Origin of the sequence: Paenibacillus sp. FSL R5-0623, from assembly GCF_037974265.1 — a bacterium.
In the GTDB taxonomy this organism is placed as follows: domain Bacteria; phylum Bacillota; class Bacilli; order Paenibacillales; family Paenibacillaceae; genus Paenibacillus.
In genome coordinates, this window is record NZ_CP150233.1 from 524,409 (window position 1) to 539,104 (window position 14,696).

A 14,696-nucleotide genomic window follows, 5' to 3' on the forward strand; every position below is an offset into this window, starting at 1 on the left:
TTGGAAGGTTACGATAGTTCCGAGGTGATCATACAGTGAGTGAAAATATTATTCAAACGGCGAATTTATGGAAAACATACCGGGACCGTGCAGCGGTCCGTGAACTTGATCTGCATATTAAAAAGGGAGATATCTACGGCTTCCTTGGTCCCAACGGCGCCGGCAAAACAACAACGATTCGCATGCTTCTCGGCTTAATTAAACCAACCAAAGGCGTGATCCGTGTCTTTGATAAGGATATTCGCAAGGATCGCATGGATATTTTGCGCCGTGTGGGTTCCTTGGTCGAATACCCATCCTATTACGGACATCTGAACGCAGTAGAGAATCTGGAAACTTTGCGCCGCATCATCAATGTACCCAAATCAAGAATTGCTGAAGTGCTGTCCATTGTAGATCTGACCAAGGATGCCAAACGTTCAGTGAAGGGGTATTCCCTTGGGATGAAGCAACGTTTGGGTATTGCCAGCGCTTTGCTGGGTGAACCGGAGCTGCTGATTCTGGACGAACCAACGAATGGGCTTGATCCCGCTGGCATTCAGGAGATTCGGGAACTAATCAAACGCATGCCTCTGGAACATGGCATTACCGTTCTGGTTTCCAGCCATTTGCTGAGTGAAGTCGAACAGATGGCAAGTCGTGTCGGTATTATCCGTGAAGGCAAGATGGTGCTTCAGGATACCATCGCGAGTCTGCACAGTCAGACGGGCAGTTCTATCCGATTAACGGTTTCCGAGCCGGAAGAGGCTATGAAGCTGGCGAGAGAACAGGGACAATTTGGTCAGCAACAAGGTTCTGCGTTAACGTTCCCTTATATGGATAACAGTTCAGTGGCACTACTTGTGCGCCGATTAATTGAGCAGGATCATGATGTGTATCGTGTAGAGGAACAGCGTCAGTCGCTGGAAGATCTGTTCATGCGGGTCATTGGCGAGGGGGCTTCCATATGACCGGGCGTGCATTATCGTCAGACTGGCTCAAGATTCGGGGGAAAGGGATCTGGTTTCTTGTCTTTCTGGCCCCTCTTGGATTGACAGCAATGCAGGCGCTAAATTTTGGCTTACGGCTGGACTATCTGAAAGAGCAGTATGCAGATAACTTGTGGGGCGGATTGCTCGGCAATGTGGTTGTCTTTGTGCCCTTGTCTCTGATGCTGGGAGCAACCATTCTCAGCTCCATGATCGCTAATGTCGAACATGAACAGGGATCGTGGAAACAGTTGCTCGCGATGCCGATTCCCAGACCAGCCGTGTATTTAGCCAAGTTCCTGCTTGCCTGTGTGCTGCTGGTGATCTCCTGCTTGCTGCTAACTGCGGGGATTGTAGGTCTGGGTCTGATCCTCGGATTCCATGCCAGCGAAATACCTTGGACACATGCGATCAAGCTGGGGCTATTGCCTTTGGCTGGTGCACTTCCGGTGTTGTCACTGGAGTTGTGGCTCACAATGGTTAACAAGAATCAGGCGCTTCCCGTCACCCTAGGCATCGTTCTCGCGATAACGGGTATGTTCTCACTCAGTATCTCACCGATCTTTCCGCTCGCATGGGCACAGATGGCCTGGAATGGGCCTAATCCATACCTGTATGCAGGCATGGGGGCGGGTCTAGGCTTATTGATCCTGCTGCTGGGGATGATGCATTTTAGCCGGAAGGATGTGGCCTGATATGAGCTTTGCGACAACGTACTTCCGAATCTTGTCCGCTGAACGATTGAAAATGAGCAAATCGCCCATATGGCTCCTGATTCTGCTGAGTCCACTCATTGCGCTGCTCATCGGACTGTTATCCACTCCATCGGGAAATTGGCAGGTATTGATGACCACGATGGTTTTCCTGCACGGATTGTTATTGTTACCGATGCTGACTGGCGTGTTTACGTCCTTTGTCTGCCGTTTTGAACATGCAGGTGGAGGGTGGAAGCAGATGCTGGTTTTACCGCTCACACGTTCAGGTGTGTATGCAGGCAAATTGACGATTGTACTCATGCTTCTGGCGGGTACGCAAGTATTATTGCTGATGTCCATTCTGCTGGCAGGCATGATTCACGGCATTACGATGCCAGTACCTTGGGGATTCTTGGTAGGCAAACTGCTGCTTGGGTTGCTGGCCTGCGTACCCCTGGCTGCCCTGCAGATGTTCGTTTCATTGGTTTGGAGCAGCTTTGCCGCACCGCTCGCACTGAATTTTGCACTGACCATACCGAATATTCTCATTGTAAACTCGGCGACATATGGGCCGTATTATCCATGGGCACAACCGATGATTCTGATGACACCCGTGGACGGCGGAGGTTTCGGAGCATACAATGTTCCACTGATGACTATGCTTGCAGTCGTTGGAGGCAGTGCTGTTATTTTTATTGGAATCGGCATGATGTATTTTGCGAAAAAAGAAATCTGAATAATTCGTTACACACTTGGTTATCGTAGGTCCAAATCCTCTTTAAGCAGAACATGCAAGCTCTATTGTATGTATGCTTCAGGAGGATTTTTTCTAATGTCTGACCCACCCATCATGAATGGTCAGCTCCCGAATGATCTTGGCTGGTGCTCCGGCTACAAGCGTATTCTCGGGGACATCTTTGGTTACTGTGCTTCCGGCAGCCACGACTGCATTTCTGCCGATAGTGACGCCGGGAAGTATGAGCGCCCCTGTACCAATCCAAGCATTATCCTGAATTACAATCCGCTTGGCGGTCTGGCTTCCGTCATCCAGCGAGTCGATCCGGTGGTAGGCACTGTCGAATATGCTTGTTCGAGGACCAATCATGACGTTATTGCCGATGGTCACTTCAACGTTAGCGGCAATCCCGACTCCTGCATTAATCATGACGTCATCGCCAATCGTTAATCGCGCGCCTTTGACCACGGTTAACTGGGTTCCCCAAGGTTTACCTATGATGTTAAGTCGCTTTCCCACCTGCAAGTCACCCAATCTGTTCAGATATACCTTACCCCTGATTCGTGGCAGCAGGCCCATAGAGGGCTGAATTTTACCAAAGATGGCCAAGCCTCTTAGTTTACCGTAAGCAATTTTAACTCTGTTGGGCAGCATGATTCATCCGTCCTCTCCGTAGTCAAAAAACGTTTTTTAACGATTATAGCCTTTTTGATACAAATTGTATCGTTAATTTTATATCAAGGCATCGTAAGAGCGGATGATCTCTCTTTCCTTGAAAAGCTTGATTCAGGCGGGGTATCCAATGAAACAACCGTTTGCAGCGTTTATGTCAGGATATTATGGGGATTAACGTGTCTGATGTTCTTTAAAATTTACAAAGGGCACATGGACGCCAAATAAGATGTCCTGAGTTCTTTAGAAAATCGTTTAGCCACAGCTGACTTGGAATTGAACTTCAAGCTTGTTAGAGGCTTACATTGATCTTTATAAATTGTCTGCCTTTGAAGACACCTCCTGAGTAATATTAAAATTCCAAGTATTACCTCACACATCATGTGAATTGAATCATAGATTGTAAGCAAAATGAGACGAGAATCTGGTAAAATAAAAAAAAACTGTTTCTAGGTTGGCTTACATGGTTATTCGAGGGTAGGCCTATTTCTAAGGAACTAAAAAAATTCCTGTTGTTAGATACAGATATTGGCTGAGAAAAGAGGGGTAAGCCTTGGATGTTAATAAAACGGAAACCCTAAAGCGCATTATTTCTGAGGGAAGTTCTTACCAATCACTGTTTTTTAACCATCCGGATGCCATTTATGTGATGGATATCCGTGGAAACTATATTGATGCTAATCCCTCGGTAGAGCGGATATCAGGGTATACACTGGATGACTTGATTCGTATGAATCAGAGTGAGATCTGTCCTCCGGACAGTGAAAATTCACGCAAAGAATATATTAAAGAGGTACTGGCTGGACGTTCAGTCAGCAATCCCATTACTTTTTATCATAAAGATGGTTCCCTGAAACAGGCAGAGATAACGTATGTGCCTATCACAGAGAGTGATGAAGTTGTCGGCATATACGGCATTGCCAAAGATGTTACCGATATCCTGAAAGTGCAACGTGAGCTTAAGGAGGCACAGGAGAAATATCAGGTGCTGGCTGACCACGCACAAGATCTGATTACAATTTGTGCTAAGGATGGCGAGTTGTTATACGTCTCCCCTTCCGTGTACACCTTACTGGGTTATAAGCCGGAGGAAGTCATAGGAAAGTCCTTCAAGGATTATTGTTATCCGGGTGATTATCCGGACCCTATGGATCTTTCCAAGATTGGCAACGGCTGCAAGATGCGTGTGTTGCACAAAAAGGGACATTATATCTGGATGGAGACATTGGCGAAACCTGTGGCTGGAGAGCATGGCAAGAGTGTCCAGATTGTCAGCATCAGCAGGGATATTACCCAGCATAAGGATGCAGACAGACGTCTTCGGGAAAGCCGCCAGCGATACAGATCGTTGTTCGAACATAACCCGGCAGCTGTGTATTCATTGAATCTGGAAGGTAAATACAGCGCGGTGAACAGCAAACTGGTGCAAATGTTGGATATTCCGCGCAATAAGCTTATTGGCAAATCGTTTTTGTCCAATCTGGATAAATGTGAAGTTCAACACGGTCAAACGAACTTTGACAAGGTTAAGCAAGGCGATCCGCAATATTATGAGACCCGAATTGTGAATTCAAGAGGTCGGAAGATCGAAGTATCTGTTACGAATGTGCCCATTATTGTGGATAAGGAAATGGTAGGCGTCTATGGGATCGTGTCCGATATTACCGAGCGCAAGGAATACACGGAACGGATTCAGGAGCTCAGCAAGCAACATGAGTTGATTCTCAACACGGTTACGGAAGGAATATATGGTTTGGATGCGGATGGCATCACCATGTTTATGAATCCTGCAGCAGCTTCGATGTTCGGTTATGAGGCGAAAGAATTCATTGGCAAAAACTCACATCCTATTATCCATCACACCCGTGCAGACGGAAGTCATTTCCCAAAAGAAGAGTGCCCGATTCACATGACTGTGTTGGATGGACAGAGACGTTCAATCAAGGAAGATGTATTCTGGCGTAAAGATGGCAGCAGCTTTCTGGTGCAGTATCAGGTGACGCCGATTATTGAACAGGGACAGATTCAGGGCGCGGTGGTTGTGTTTAATGATGTGACTGGCGAACGTGAAATTGTACGTGCCAAAGAGACAGCTGAGCTGGCAGCTCAGGCCAAGTCAGAATTTCTGTCGATGGTTAGCCATGAGATCCGTACACCGATGAACGGGATCGTGGGGATGACAGAATTGTTGATCGGTACCGATTTATCGGAAGAACAGCGTGAATATGCCGAGATTATTCGAGACAGCGGTGATGCTCTGCTGAACATCCTTAATGATATTTTGGACTTCAGTAAGCTGGAATCCGGGAAAATGGCACTGGCTTATGAACCATTTGCATTACGCAAGATGCTGGAACAGGTTGCCGAACTGTTTAAACCGCGTGCAGATGAGAAACATCTGGAGATCAGGTATCGTCTCAATCCAAGCATCCCTGAATTCATGGTTGGTGACGCCATACGTATACGGCAGATTTTGGTGAACTTGGTTGGTAATGCACTTAAGTTCACGGATCAGGGGAGCATTGATGTTACCGTGGATATTATCAAGGGCAGAAAGCCTAAAGACAGCGTTCTTGATTTTGCGGTGCAAGACACGGGGATTGGCATCCCGGCTGACAAGCTGGATCAGTTGTTTCAATCCTTCTCTCAACTACATCCGGTGATTAACCGGAAGTATGGTGGTACCGGATTGGGACTGGTTATCTCCAAGCGACTCGTGGAGATCATGGGAGGCAGTATCAGTGTCGAGAGTATAGAAGGGGAAGGCTCAACCTTCCGGTTTGCTGTTCCTGCGGCGAGTGTAGATGCTTCAGCAGAACAGACAGCAAGTCAGTTCCATCATGATCGTACACGTCAGAGTGATAAGGTCGCCATGCGTATTCTGGTGGCGGAGGATCACCCGGTAAACCGGAAGATTTTGCGAGAATATCTGGAGAAGCTCGGATATCAGGCAGATGTGTGTACTAATGGTGTGGAGGCAATTGATGCCATCTCTCAGAATGCATATGATATTGTCCTGATGGATATTCATATGCCTGTGATGGATGGACTTAAGGCGACAGACCTGTTACACCGCCTAATTCCACAGGATCGCATACCTCCAATTATCGCAGTTACAGGTAATGCCAAACGTGAAGATAAGGAAGCTTGTCTGGAGATTGGTATGCGTGATTTTATTAGCAAACCGGTTATGCTGAGTGAGTTGAAGCGGGTGTTACAGCAATGGGGGCCAAGGGACGAACCTCAACTTGCGCCAAATTGATTCATCTGGCTGTCAAAAATAATAAATGCAAAGATGCCAATAACACTCCACTGATGGAGTGTTATTGGCATCTTTGCGTGGGCAGGCTTTTGAAGTTGAGCTGAAGCATATGAAGTGATCTGTATACGAATGGCTTATACCAGTGTCAGACGATTGATGTTACCTGATAATATTTCACAGGAATTGTTGAATTTCTCACGTTCCGTTGCATCCAGATTCAATTCGATAATCTCTTGAATGCCATTGCCACCGATGATTGCAGGAACACCGACGCAGACGTTGTGTTGCTCGTACTCTCCGTCCAGAATAGCCGATACGGCGATGATCTTGTGTTCGTCATTGAGGATGGAACGAGTGATGTGCGCGAGGGCATTGCCGATTCCGAATTGGGTAGAACCTTTACGGGTAAAGATCTCCCAGCCGGCATCCTTTGTTTTGCGTGCAATATCGTCCAGATCCAGATGTTTGAAGCGCTCCTTGTGCTGATCCATAATGTGCATAATTGGTTTGCCGCCGATGGTCACATGCGACCAGGCCACGAACTGGGATTCTCCATGCTCCCCGAGAGCATAACCGTGCACACTGCGTGGATCGATGGAGAAGACTTCAGACAGCAGCGTTTTGAGCCTTGAAGAGTCAATGGACGTCCCTGTGCCGATGACATGCTCCCTCGGAAGACCAGATAATTTCCATACCATATAAGTTACTATGTCAACCGGATTGGCAGCGACGACAAAAATCCCGTTAAATCCACTGTTCATGATCGGGACCACGATGTCTTTGGCAATCGATTCCGCTTCCCCCAGAATATCCAACCGTGTCTGTCCTGGCTTGGGATTCGCCCCGGCAGTTAAGACAATAACATCCATATTGCCACAATCGGCGTACGTGCCTGCATATACCTTGGTGCGGTTATGTGTGAAGTCCATACAATGGGAAAAATCCAATGCCTGTGCTACAGCACGGTCATACGTCCGGTCCACCATCATAATTTCCCTGCATATCGATTGATTAATCATGGAATATGCACAACTTGAACCGACAAGACCCGCACCGATCACCGCTACTTTGCCTGATTTGCCTAACACTGCCTTCAGCCCCCATTTAGATTGATATTTATCCGTTACTCATGCGTCCTATGTTAAGTATAGTCCTTTATTTTATGCTGGAATGCATTTCTACGTTACATAAGATAACACATGAAAAAGCTGTACAGCAATGATATCCGCTATCGCGGGAGCGTATTGGAGTAATGGAGTTAACAAAATTGACATGAATAATTCATAATCATATGATTTGACGGCATTTGCAACTGTGTCATTCGACATGACAGCATTCATGCTTGTTGTCGGATTGGGGGTTATTTGTGCGGATCATATACCTGACAAAACTTCTTAGGAATCCGCAGAAACAGAACAAAACCGCCAAAGGGATCTGCTGAGGAGCTGACGAATACATACGGACAAGCAAAAGATAAGCATACTTGATCCATGAGACAGGTTGCCCCGATCCGATGACGGTTCCGAAAAGGAACGCTGAAGCCATAATGTTTTTATCCAAGAATCCATTTCATAACTCACTAAAGGTATTATGAAATGGATTCCCAAAAGACTTCATTCCGGGAGGGAATTAATGATGATTGAAGAAGCAGGAGCAACGACGGAAACGGCCAAGAGCCTGGGCATAGGTGCCAGTACTCTTCGTAAATATGCGGCGGCACTGGAAGAACAGGGATACCGGTTCGAACGGTCCGCCAACAAATCCAGACTATTCAAGTCCGACGACATCGAGTGCATTGAACGCCTGATGACCGAACTCAGGGAGCATAATCTCCCCCTGGCTGATGCTGTGGTGACTGTATTGGCTCCAGAAGTACCTGTAGCTGCAGTAGAAGTAGATGTACCGGTGGTGGGAATTGAAGTTCTGTCAGAGACGGAATGTGCAGCGACAGTCATGTCATCCGTATTCCCTGAAGAACCTGAAATAATGGGTAATCTGAGATCCTATGAAGGTCTGGGCCAACTGGTAAGTGAGGTGACTTATGGTGCTGTAGAACAACAGCAGGATGATCGGGTACAGCTGCTGCAACAGCGGGTCGATGAACTGGAGCTGACCCTTCAGCATCTGGCTGATACACATATGGCGCTCCAGGAACAGATGGAGAAACAGCGCCTGTGGATGAATGAGAAGCTGGAGGAAGAGCGGGATCGTGAGCTCGTGACCAACTTGCGCAGCTTTCAGGGAAGAAAACGCAAACCAAAAGGAGTATCCTTGCGTATGTTGTTTGGGTTCCTGCCCAAGAAGCATAAGGAAGCTTGAGCAACAGGCATTTACCCATCGTGATTTTACAGTATTGGCCTGATATAATAAGTTCCATACAACATGAAGACTGGCAACCGACTGCTCAGTATAGATAAAGACTGAGTGGATCAGGAAGCTGGCGTGGGAGGATCTGTGGAGCTGCGACGAAGTTGGCAAAGAGTGCTCGGATTATGGATGGATCGTCCTCGGCGGGAAGGCATGACCATTGCTGAGCGTTATACAATACAGGAATTGCTGGGTATGGGGAGCTATGGGCTGACATACCTGTGTACAGATGATCAGAACGGCAGGGAAGTGGCGTTGAAGGAATCCAAGCCTAGCAAGGGCAGACTCTCTGCGCACCTGTTGGAGCGGGAGGCGGACGTGATGAGACGTCTTCATCATCCGGCGATCCCTGAACTATTGGATGTGTTCACATCCGGGAGACGAAGTTATATCGTTACCGAGTATATTCGTGGACAGACGCTGGAAGATTGCATATTTGAGCATGGTCTTCGATATACGGAGCGGGAATGTCTGGAATTGGCAGGTCAACTGCTGGCTCCGGTGGCTCAAGTGCATGAGCAGGGATATATTCATGGAGATGTGCGGATTCCCAATGTTATTTTACGTGAAGGGACGGTGCATTTGATTGACTTTGGCCTGGCGAGACGCTTGGGGGAGCCGTTGTTGCCGGAGCTAAGGCGACGTATGCGTGAAGTCCCTGAGCCTGAGGATGAACCGGCTACACCGGATCATGATCTGCAGGATATCGGCCACTTTCTTCTCTTTCTGCTGTACTCGGCTTATGAGCCAGAGAAGGGCCGTGAACCCGCCAGCTGGCAGGAGGAACTGAAGCTTACGCCGGAATTGCACCAGATGCTGGAGCGACTCCTTGGACTCCGTCCAGGTTATGAGGGTGGGGCGACAGAGTTACAGGCAGAGATTGAGAAAGTGTTGCTGAAATTACAATGAAATAAGCTCTGTAGGCGGACCTATACTAGTTATCCGTGACCTCTTCGTATGATATCTGCAGGGGTCTTTTTCCTTTTTGCTGAAAATGCAAAACGTATCAAAACAGTGGGTTAAATGATATAATGGATAACAATTACACGTTGAAGGAGGCGATTCATCTTATGCTTAAAAAACTGGAAGGCGATCATGCCGAATTATTCAAAACATGGTTTCATAGCAAAAAAGACACCATTGTGGATATTGAAGGTAAGCATTATTTAATCAAGCCGCTGGAAAACGTGGTTCAGGAAGAAATAGAAAGTGATCTGGAGCTCAAAGCTTTAATTATGCAAGCCAAAAAAGATATTTCTTCGGGTAGGGTCTACTCTACAGATGATATAATTGACGCAATTGAAAAAGGGAATGTATAGATGTTGATCCAGTGGACACCTTCAGCAAGACAGGCTCTCGCTCAAATCAGAAGTGTTCGTTTCACTCAGGAAAATTGATACATACTTATATAGAAACAATACAGGGGTGTTCTGCTGGCCGTAAGTATGGCTGGCGAACACCCCTTTACATATTCATTTATTGTAGCGTCTAATAAACTGCTGGTGTGATCATTGCTCTTTAAAAGCAGTCGTGGAAGCCGCTTAGCTGGAGCTGTATTTTCTGCTTTTGTAATACCCGGAGCCACTGCGGCTATCCCGGTATTTCACATCTGAAGAAGAATAGCGCTTGTAGGAACGTTTGCCTGAGGAGCTGCTGTGACGTTTATATGAGCGCCTGTCTGAGGAGCTGTGACGTTTGCGGTGAGATGAAGATTTGGAATCGATAAGTTTGCCGATAATCTTTTTGAACATGAGCTTTCACCCTTTCGACTTCAACTGTTTTAAGCATATACGTGGCTAGATCAGAAGGGGTTTCGAGTTTTTCATGGATAATTTGTATTCATTGGACAGGAGCTTGGCGTATAATAGGATGTTGCTGATTGCACAGAATTTTTTATTTTGAGCGTTTAGCGTTACAATAGAGGACAGGATAAGATTTTAACGGACAGGAGTAGTTGTTATGATTACATTGAAGACCAAAGAACAGATTGAATATATGAAAAAAGCCGGAGAAATTCTCGCCGCATGCCATAGAGAAATTGCAAAGATGATTCGTCCAGGCATTACGACACAGGAGATCGACCAGTTTGCAGAAGCTTTTATGAAGAAAAATGGCGCTACGCCGGAACAAAAGGGATATAACGGATACCAATATGCGACATGTGCGTCGGTTAATGATGTGATCTGTCACGGGTTTCCGGGAAAATATGCACTGAAAGACGGCGATATCGTTACAATCGACATGGTGGTTAATCTGAATGGCTGGCTGGCGGATTCGGCTTGGTCATATGCCGTAGGTGAAGTGACTCCGGAAGCACAACATCTGCTGGATGTAACCAAAAACTCTCTGTACAAAGGCATTGAACTTGCTGTAGTGGGCAACCGGATCGGAGATATCTCCAATGCGATTCAAGTGTATGCAGAAGGTGAAGGCCTATCGGTTGTGCGTGAGTTTATCGGACACGGTATTGGTGAGAAGATGCATGAGGAACCACAAGTCCCTCACTACGGTCCGCCTCATCGGGGTCCGCGTCTCAAGGAAGGCATGGTTATTACAATCGAACCAATGTTGAATATTGGTACATTCCGAAGTAAGCTGGATTCAGATGGATGGACTGCGCGTACTTTGGATGGAAGTCTGTCTGCCCAGTATGAACATACAATTGCGATTACGGCGGATGGTCCAGTAATTTTGACAGCACAATAATAGCCGAAAGCAGCTACAATGTGACGATATTTGCATATTTCAAGGCGGCCCACGTTTGTGTTCCGCCTGTTTCGGTTTAAACTATTAAGAAGTGATAACACAGAGCCAGTGGTAAGTGATCTCAGCTGACAAGGGTTAACCTTGCGTCCACTTGGCAACAAGGAGGTAATTTTGGTGTCTTTAAATAAACAGATCGTACTTGCTTCTCGTCCCGAAGGTGCCCCATCCAGAGAGAATTTCAAATTCATTGATGCACCTCTTCCTGAACCGGAAGCTGGGCAAGTCCTGGTACGTACATTATATTTGTCGGTTGATCCATACATGCGGGGCCGCATGAAAGATACAAAATCCTATGCTGCACCGTACGCGTTAAATGAAGTGATTAAGGGTGGAGCCATTGGACAGGTTGTGGAATCTTCGGAACCGAATCTTCGCAAAGGTGACCTCGTATCTGGTATGTGGGGCTGGCAGCAATATGCCGCAGTGAATACGACTGATCTTTCGCTAATTGATACCGAAGAAGCACCAATCACGGCTTACTTGGGTGCGCTGGGCCTGACGGGTCTGACGGCTTATTTTGGTATGGAGGACATCGGCAAACCGAAGGACGGAGAAACGGTTGTTGTATCGGGAGCAGCCGGAGCGGTAGGTATGATTGCAGGTCAGATTGGTAAAATTGTGGGAGCACGCGTGGTTGGTATTGCAGGCTCTGATGAGAAATGCGCTTATTTGAAAGAAAAGCTGGGCTTCGACGTGGTGTTGAACTACAAGAAGGAGCAGGATATGTCAGCGGCCATTGAACGGGCTTGCCCGGATGGCGTAGATGTCTACTTTGACAATGTGGGCGGTGACATCTCGGATGCAGTCTTGCGCCACATCAATCGGAATGCACGTATTCCGTTATGCGGTCAGATTTCGTCTTATAATCTGGAGAAACCGGATATCGGGATGCGACCACAGACGTTGTTGTTAACGAATACAGCATTAATGAAAGGTTTCCTGCTGGGTGACTACACCAAATCCTTCAAAGAAGGCCGTGCCAAGTTGGCGAAATGGATCAAGGAAGGTCATATCCAGTATGAAGAAAACATTGTGGACGGGTTCGAACAGACGCCGGAAGCATTCATGGGTCTTTTCTCGGGAGATAATCTGGGCAAGCAACTGGTTAAGGTTGCAGATCCTGAATAGATATCGAATGGTTTACATGTACAATTAGGTTGAAAACGAAAAGACACGTTCTGCAGACCGAAGGTGCAGTAGAACGTGTCTTTTTTATCTGTAAATCTGTGCGTGGTCTATGTAGGGTGACTAGTGTTCGGCGACCAGCACTTCTTTGTAGTGTTTGTACATATATACACGCCAGCGTACAATCATGCCAAAAGCCAGCAGGAAGAACAATCCGCCTGTTTGCGGAATGCTTACATATCGCTGAATGACTTCATGCAGGATCAGGCGTACGGCCAACAATCCAAGCAAGATAAAAGCAAAGCTGCGAGAACGTGTGGCAAAAATTTCTTCACCTACTCGTTCAAACCGTGTACTGCGAATGAGGGGATAGGAGAAGAGGAACCAGCCCACCAGAAACGCAATGAATGCCCAGAGTAGAGGAACATGTGTTGCCGGTACAACAAACATAAGAAATCCTGTGCTCATGCCGAGCGGAGGAATAAGGATTTTGCGAATGGTCACCGGTCTGTGACTGGCTTTCAAGCGGATGAAGATGGCAAGCAGTGCCATGACGAGCATGCCCACGGTTGCTCCGATTTGCAGGTAGTACGGACTGATTTGAGCCACGTAGAACTCCCTCTTTCTGGAATAATATGTTATCCGGTAATCCCGAACCCAGTACGAATTACCGGAATTTTCAGTTCCTATTATATCACAAACGCAGAAAGCCGATAGAAAGCTTAGTGTATCATATACCCGATATGTATTCACAGGGTGTATTTGAAAATTTTGTATTATTGTGCCCGTTGTAAGGCTGTTTATTCGATTAAGGGGAAATCATGCAATGATTGGACAACAATGGATGTATATCAAGCTTATCGGTTCACATCAATAGTGAGAATACGATCGTACAGCGAATTGATTGTCTGCTGGATATTCAGTATGCACGCTATGAGGTTATCATCATTAATGATGGATCAGAGGATGGAACAATGCGGCGTCTAAAAGAAACCTATGATCTGATGCCCATTCGGAGTAAAGTTCATTATTCGGGACTCGGCCAGGAGACAGCTCAGATTAAATGTGTCTACCAATCCAGGTTACATCATCGTCTGGTTGTGATCGACAAGGAGTATGGAGGACGAATGGACTCCCTGAATGCAGGCCTGAATATCTCGCAATATCCTTATATCGCCTCTGTTGGACCCTAGACAGTTCTGGAACGGGATGCATTGGTGAAGATTATGAAACCCTTTATGGATGCTCTCCCGGGAGAAGAGGTTGTTGCTTGTAGTGGACGAGTAGATCTCATGGCCCCCAGAAAGACGGATCATACAGATTTAACGGATAACAGCACAAGGCCTACGGACAGTCCGTTGTATGTAATGCAGACCATTGAATACGTGCGTGCCTTTTTGATTGGTGGTGTGGGACTTGTTCGTTACAATATTAATGTGCTTTTATTTACGTCTGAAGTATTTGGTGTATTCAAAAAGAACCGGGTGATGGAAGTCGGCGGTTACAAGCGCGATGACCAGGTCGCTCACATGGAACTGGTCATGCGGTTGCAGAAACATATGAAGCGAACTCGGGAACGTGGTCGTATTATATACATTCCCGATCCGATCTGCAGGGTAGAAGTGCCCGGTACATGGCGTCAGCTGTGCAGACAGCGTATCGGTTGGCACATGCAGCTTGCAAGCAGTCTATGGACTCAGCGGAGCATGATCTTCAATCCGGCCTATGGCTGGATGGGGATGGTATCCATCCCGTATTTTATTCTGATCGAATTGTTGGGGCCTGTGATGGAACTGGGAGCGATTTTGCTGTTCATCTCAGGCATAGGGCTACAGGTGGTGCATATCAACCTATGCATCATTCTCGTTCTGCTGCTGACGCTCTATGGTTCACTGTTGTCCGCAGGTATGGTAATGTTCGAAGTATGGTGTTCACGCAAAGCGTATACGTCCAGAGCAGTGACGCGTCTGTTATTGTATGCTTGTTTGGAGACGTTCTGGTTCAGACCGCTGAACAATATATTCCGTATGTTTGGCATTTTGCAGGCTATGGGATTGAGGAAGGAAAAGGAGAAGGAGATCAGGAATGGATTGGGGTAATCTATC

At 46.8% G+C, this 14,696-nt stretch carries 15 protein-coding genes; 11 read left to right on the plus strand and 4 right to left on the minus strand.

What is annotated here, in order from left to right:
* Positions 1-35 precede the first annotated feature (35 nt).
* The 3 genes from MKY92_RS02485 to MKY92_RS02495 are packed head-to-tail and all read left to right on the plus strand — an operon-like array spanning position 36 to position 2,399.
* Complete coding sequence (locus MKY92_RS02485) at positions 36-950, plus strand: ABC transporter ATP-binding protein (RefSeq protein ID WP_036672188.1); 915 nt, start codon at positions 36-38, stop codon at positions 948-950.
* Entirely contained in the window at positions 947-1,663 is a 717-nt protein-coding gene (locus tag MKY92_RS02490) for an ABC transporter permease (protein ID WP_036672187.1), read from the plus strand. Before MKY92_RS02485 ends, MKY92_RS02490 begins: the two co-directional genes overlap by 4 nt.
* Position 1,664: 1 nt before the next feature.
* On the plus strand, positions 1,665-2,399 hold the full coding sequence (locus MKY92_RS02495; protein WP_339181512.1) for an ABC transporter permease: 735 nt from the start codon (positions 1,665-1,667) through the stop codon (positions 2,397-2,399).
* Positions 2,400-2,492: 93 nt separating this feature from the next.
* Here MKY92_RS02495 and MKY92_RS02500 read toward each other — a convergent pair whose 3' ends face one another.
* The gene (locus MKY92_RS02500; protein WP_091038205.1) at positions 2,493-3,053 is read right to left on the minus strand and encodes a DapH/DapD/GlmU-related protein; all 561 of its coding nucleotides are present in this window, start codon (positions 3,051-3,053) and stop codon (positions 2,493-2,495) included.
* Between the two features lie 571 nt (positions 3,054-3,624).
* On the opposite strand from MKY92_RS02500, the gene MKY92_RS02505 reads away from it, so the two are divergent.
* The gene (locus MKY92_RS02505; RefSeq protein WP_339298984.1) at positions 3,625-6,333 is read left to right on the plus strand and encodes a PAS domain S-box protein; all 2,709 of its coding nucleotides are present in this window, start codon (positions 3,625-3,627) and stop codon (positions 6,331-6,333) included.
* Positions 6,334-6,467: 134 nt separating this feature from the next.
* Here the strand turns inward: MKY92_RS02505 and MKY92_RS02510 are convergent, their stop codons facing one another.
* Positions 6,468-7,421, minus strand: coding sequence for an L-lactate dehydrogenase (locus MKY92_RS02510; protein ID WP_339298986.1), 954 nt, complete (start codon positions 7,419-7,421; stop codon positions 6,468-6,470).
* A 544-nt stretch (positions 7,422-7,965) separates the two neighbouring features.
* Here MKY92_RS02510 and MKY92_RS02515 point away from each other — a divergent pair.
* The 3 genes from MKY92_RS02515 (at position 7,966) to MKY92_RS02525 (ending at position 10,019) form a co-directional block, all read left to right on the plus strand.
* Complete coding sequence (locus MKY92_RS02515) at positions 7,966-8,652, plus strand: hypothetical protein (RefSeq protein ID WP_339298988.1); 687 nt, start codon at positions 7,966-7,968, stop codon at positions 8,650-8,652.
* A gap of 135 nt (positions 8,653-8,787) precedes the next feature.
* Positions 8,788-9,609 (plus strand): protein kinase, encoded by an 822-nt coding sequence (locus tag MKY92_RS02520; RefSeq protein ID WP_339298989.1) that lies wholly within the window; start codon positions 8,788-8,790, stop codon positions 9,607-9,609.
* A gap of 161 nt (positions 9,610-9,770) precedes the next feature.
* Positions 9,771-10,019 (plus strand): hypothetical protein, encoded by a 249-nt coding sequence (locus MKY92_RS02525; protein WP_339298990.1) that lies wholly within the window; start codon positions 9,771-9,773, stop codon positions 10,017-10,019.
* 222 nt (positions 10,020-10,241) lie between these two features.
* Here the strand turns inward: MKY92_RS02525 and MKY92_RS02530 are convergent, their stop codons facing one another.
* Positions 10,242-10,451 carry a hypothetical protein gene (locus MKY92_RS02530; protein WP_074093270.1) on the minus strand — a complete coding sequence of 70 codons (210 nt, stop codon included), beginning with the start codon at positions 10,449-10,451 and terminating at the stop codon, positions 10,242-10,244.
* 208 nt (positions 10,452-10,659) lie between these two features.
* Between MKY92_RS02530 and map the strand changes: the two genes are divergently transcribed.
* Positions 10,660-11,406, plus strand: a complete 747-nt coding sequence (map, locus tag MKY92_RS02535; protein ID WP_211084250.1) for a type I methionyl aminopeptidase — start codon at positions 10,660-10,662, stop codon at positions 11,404-11,406.
* A gap of 174 nt (positions 11,407-11,580) precedes the next feature.
* Positions 11,581-12,594: an NADP-dependent oxidoreductase gene (locus MKY92_RS02540; protein WP_339298991.1), complete on the plus strand. Its 1,014-nt coding sequence runs from the start codon at positions 11,581-11,583 to the stop codon at positions 12,592-12,594.
* 120 nt (positions 12,595-12,714) lie between these two features.
* Here the strand turns inward: MKY92_RS02540 and MKY92_RS02545 are convergent, their stop codons facing one another.
* Positions 12,715-13,200 (minus strand): cytochrome c biogenesis protein CcdC, encoded by a 486-nt coding sequence (locus MKY92_RS02545; RefSeq protein WP_339298992.1) that lies wholly within the window; start codon positions 13,198-13,200, stop codon positions 12,715-12,717.
* A 221-nt stretch (positions 13,201-13,421) separates the two neighbouring features.
* On the opposite strand from MKY92_RS02545, the gene MKY92_RS02550 reads away from it, so the two are divergent.
* Together MKY92_RS02550 and MKY92_RS02555 are read left to right on the plus strand one after the other, a co-directional pair.
* On the plus strand, positions 13,422-13,784 hold the full coding sequence (locus MKY92_RS02550) for a glycosyltransferase (protein WP_339298993.1): 363 nt from the start codon (positions 13,422-13,424) through the stop codon (positions 13,782-13,784).
* A gap of 33 nt (positions 13,785-13,817) precedes the next feature.
* Entirely contained in the window at positions 13,818-14,690 is an 873-nt protein-coding gene (locus tag MKY92_RS02555) for a glycosyltransferase family 2 protein (protein WP_339298994.1), read from the plus strand.
* Positions 14,691-14,696: the final 6 nt, after the last annotated feature.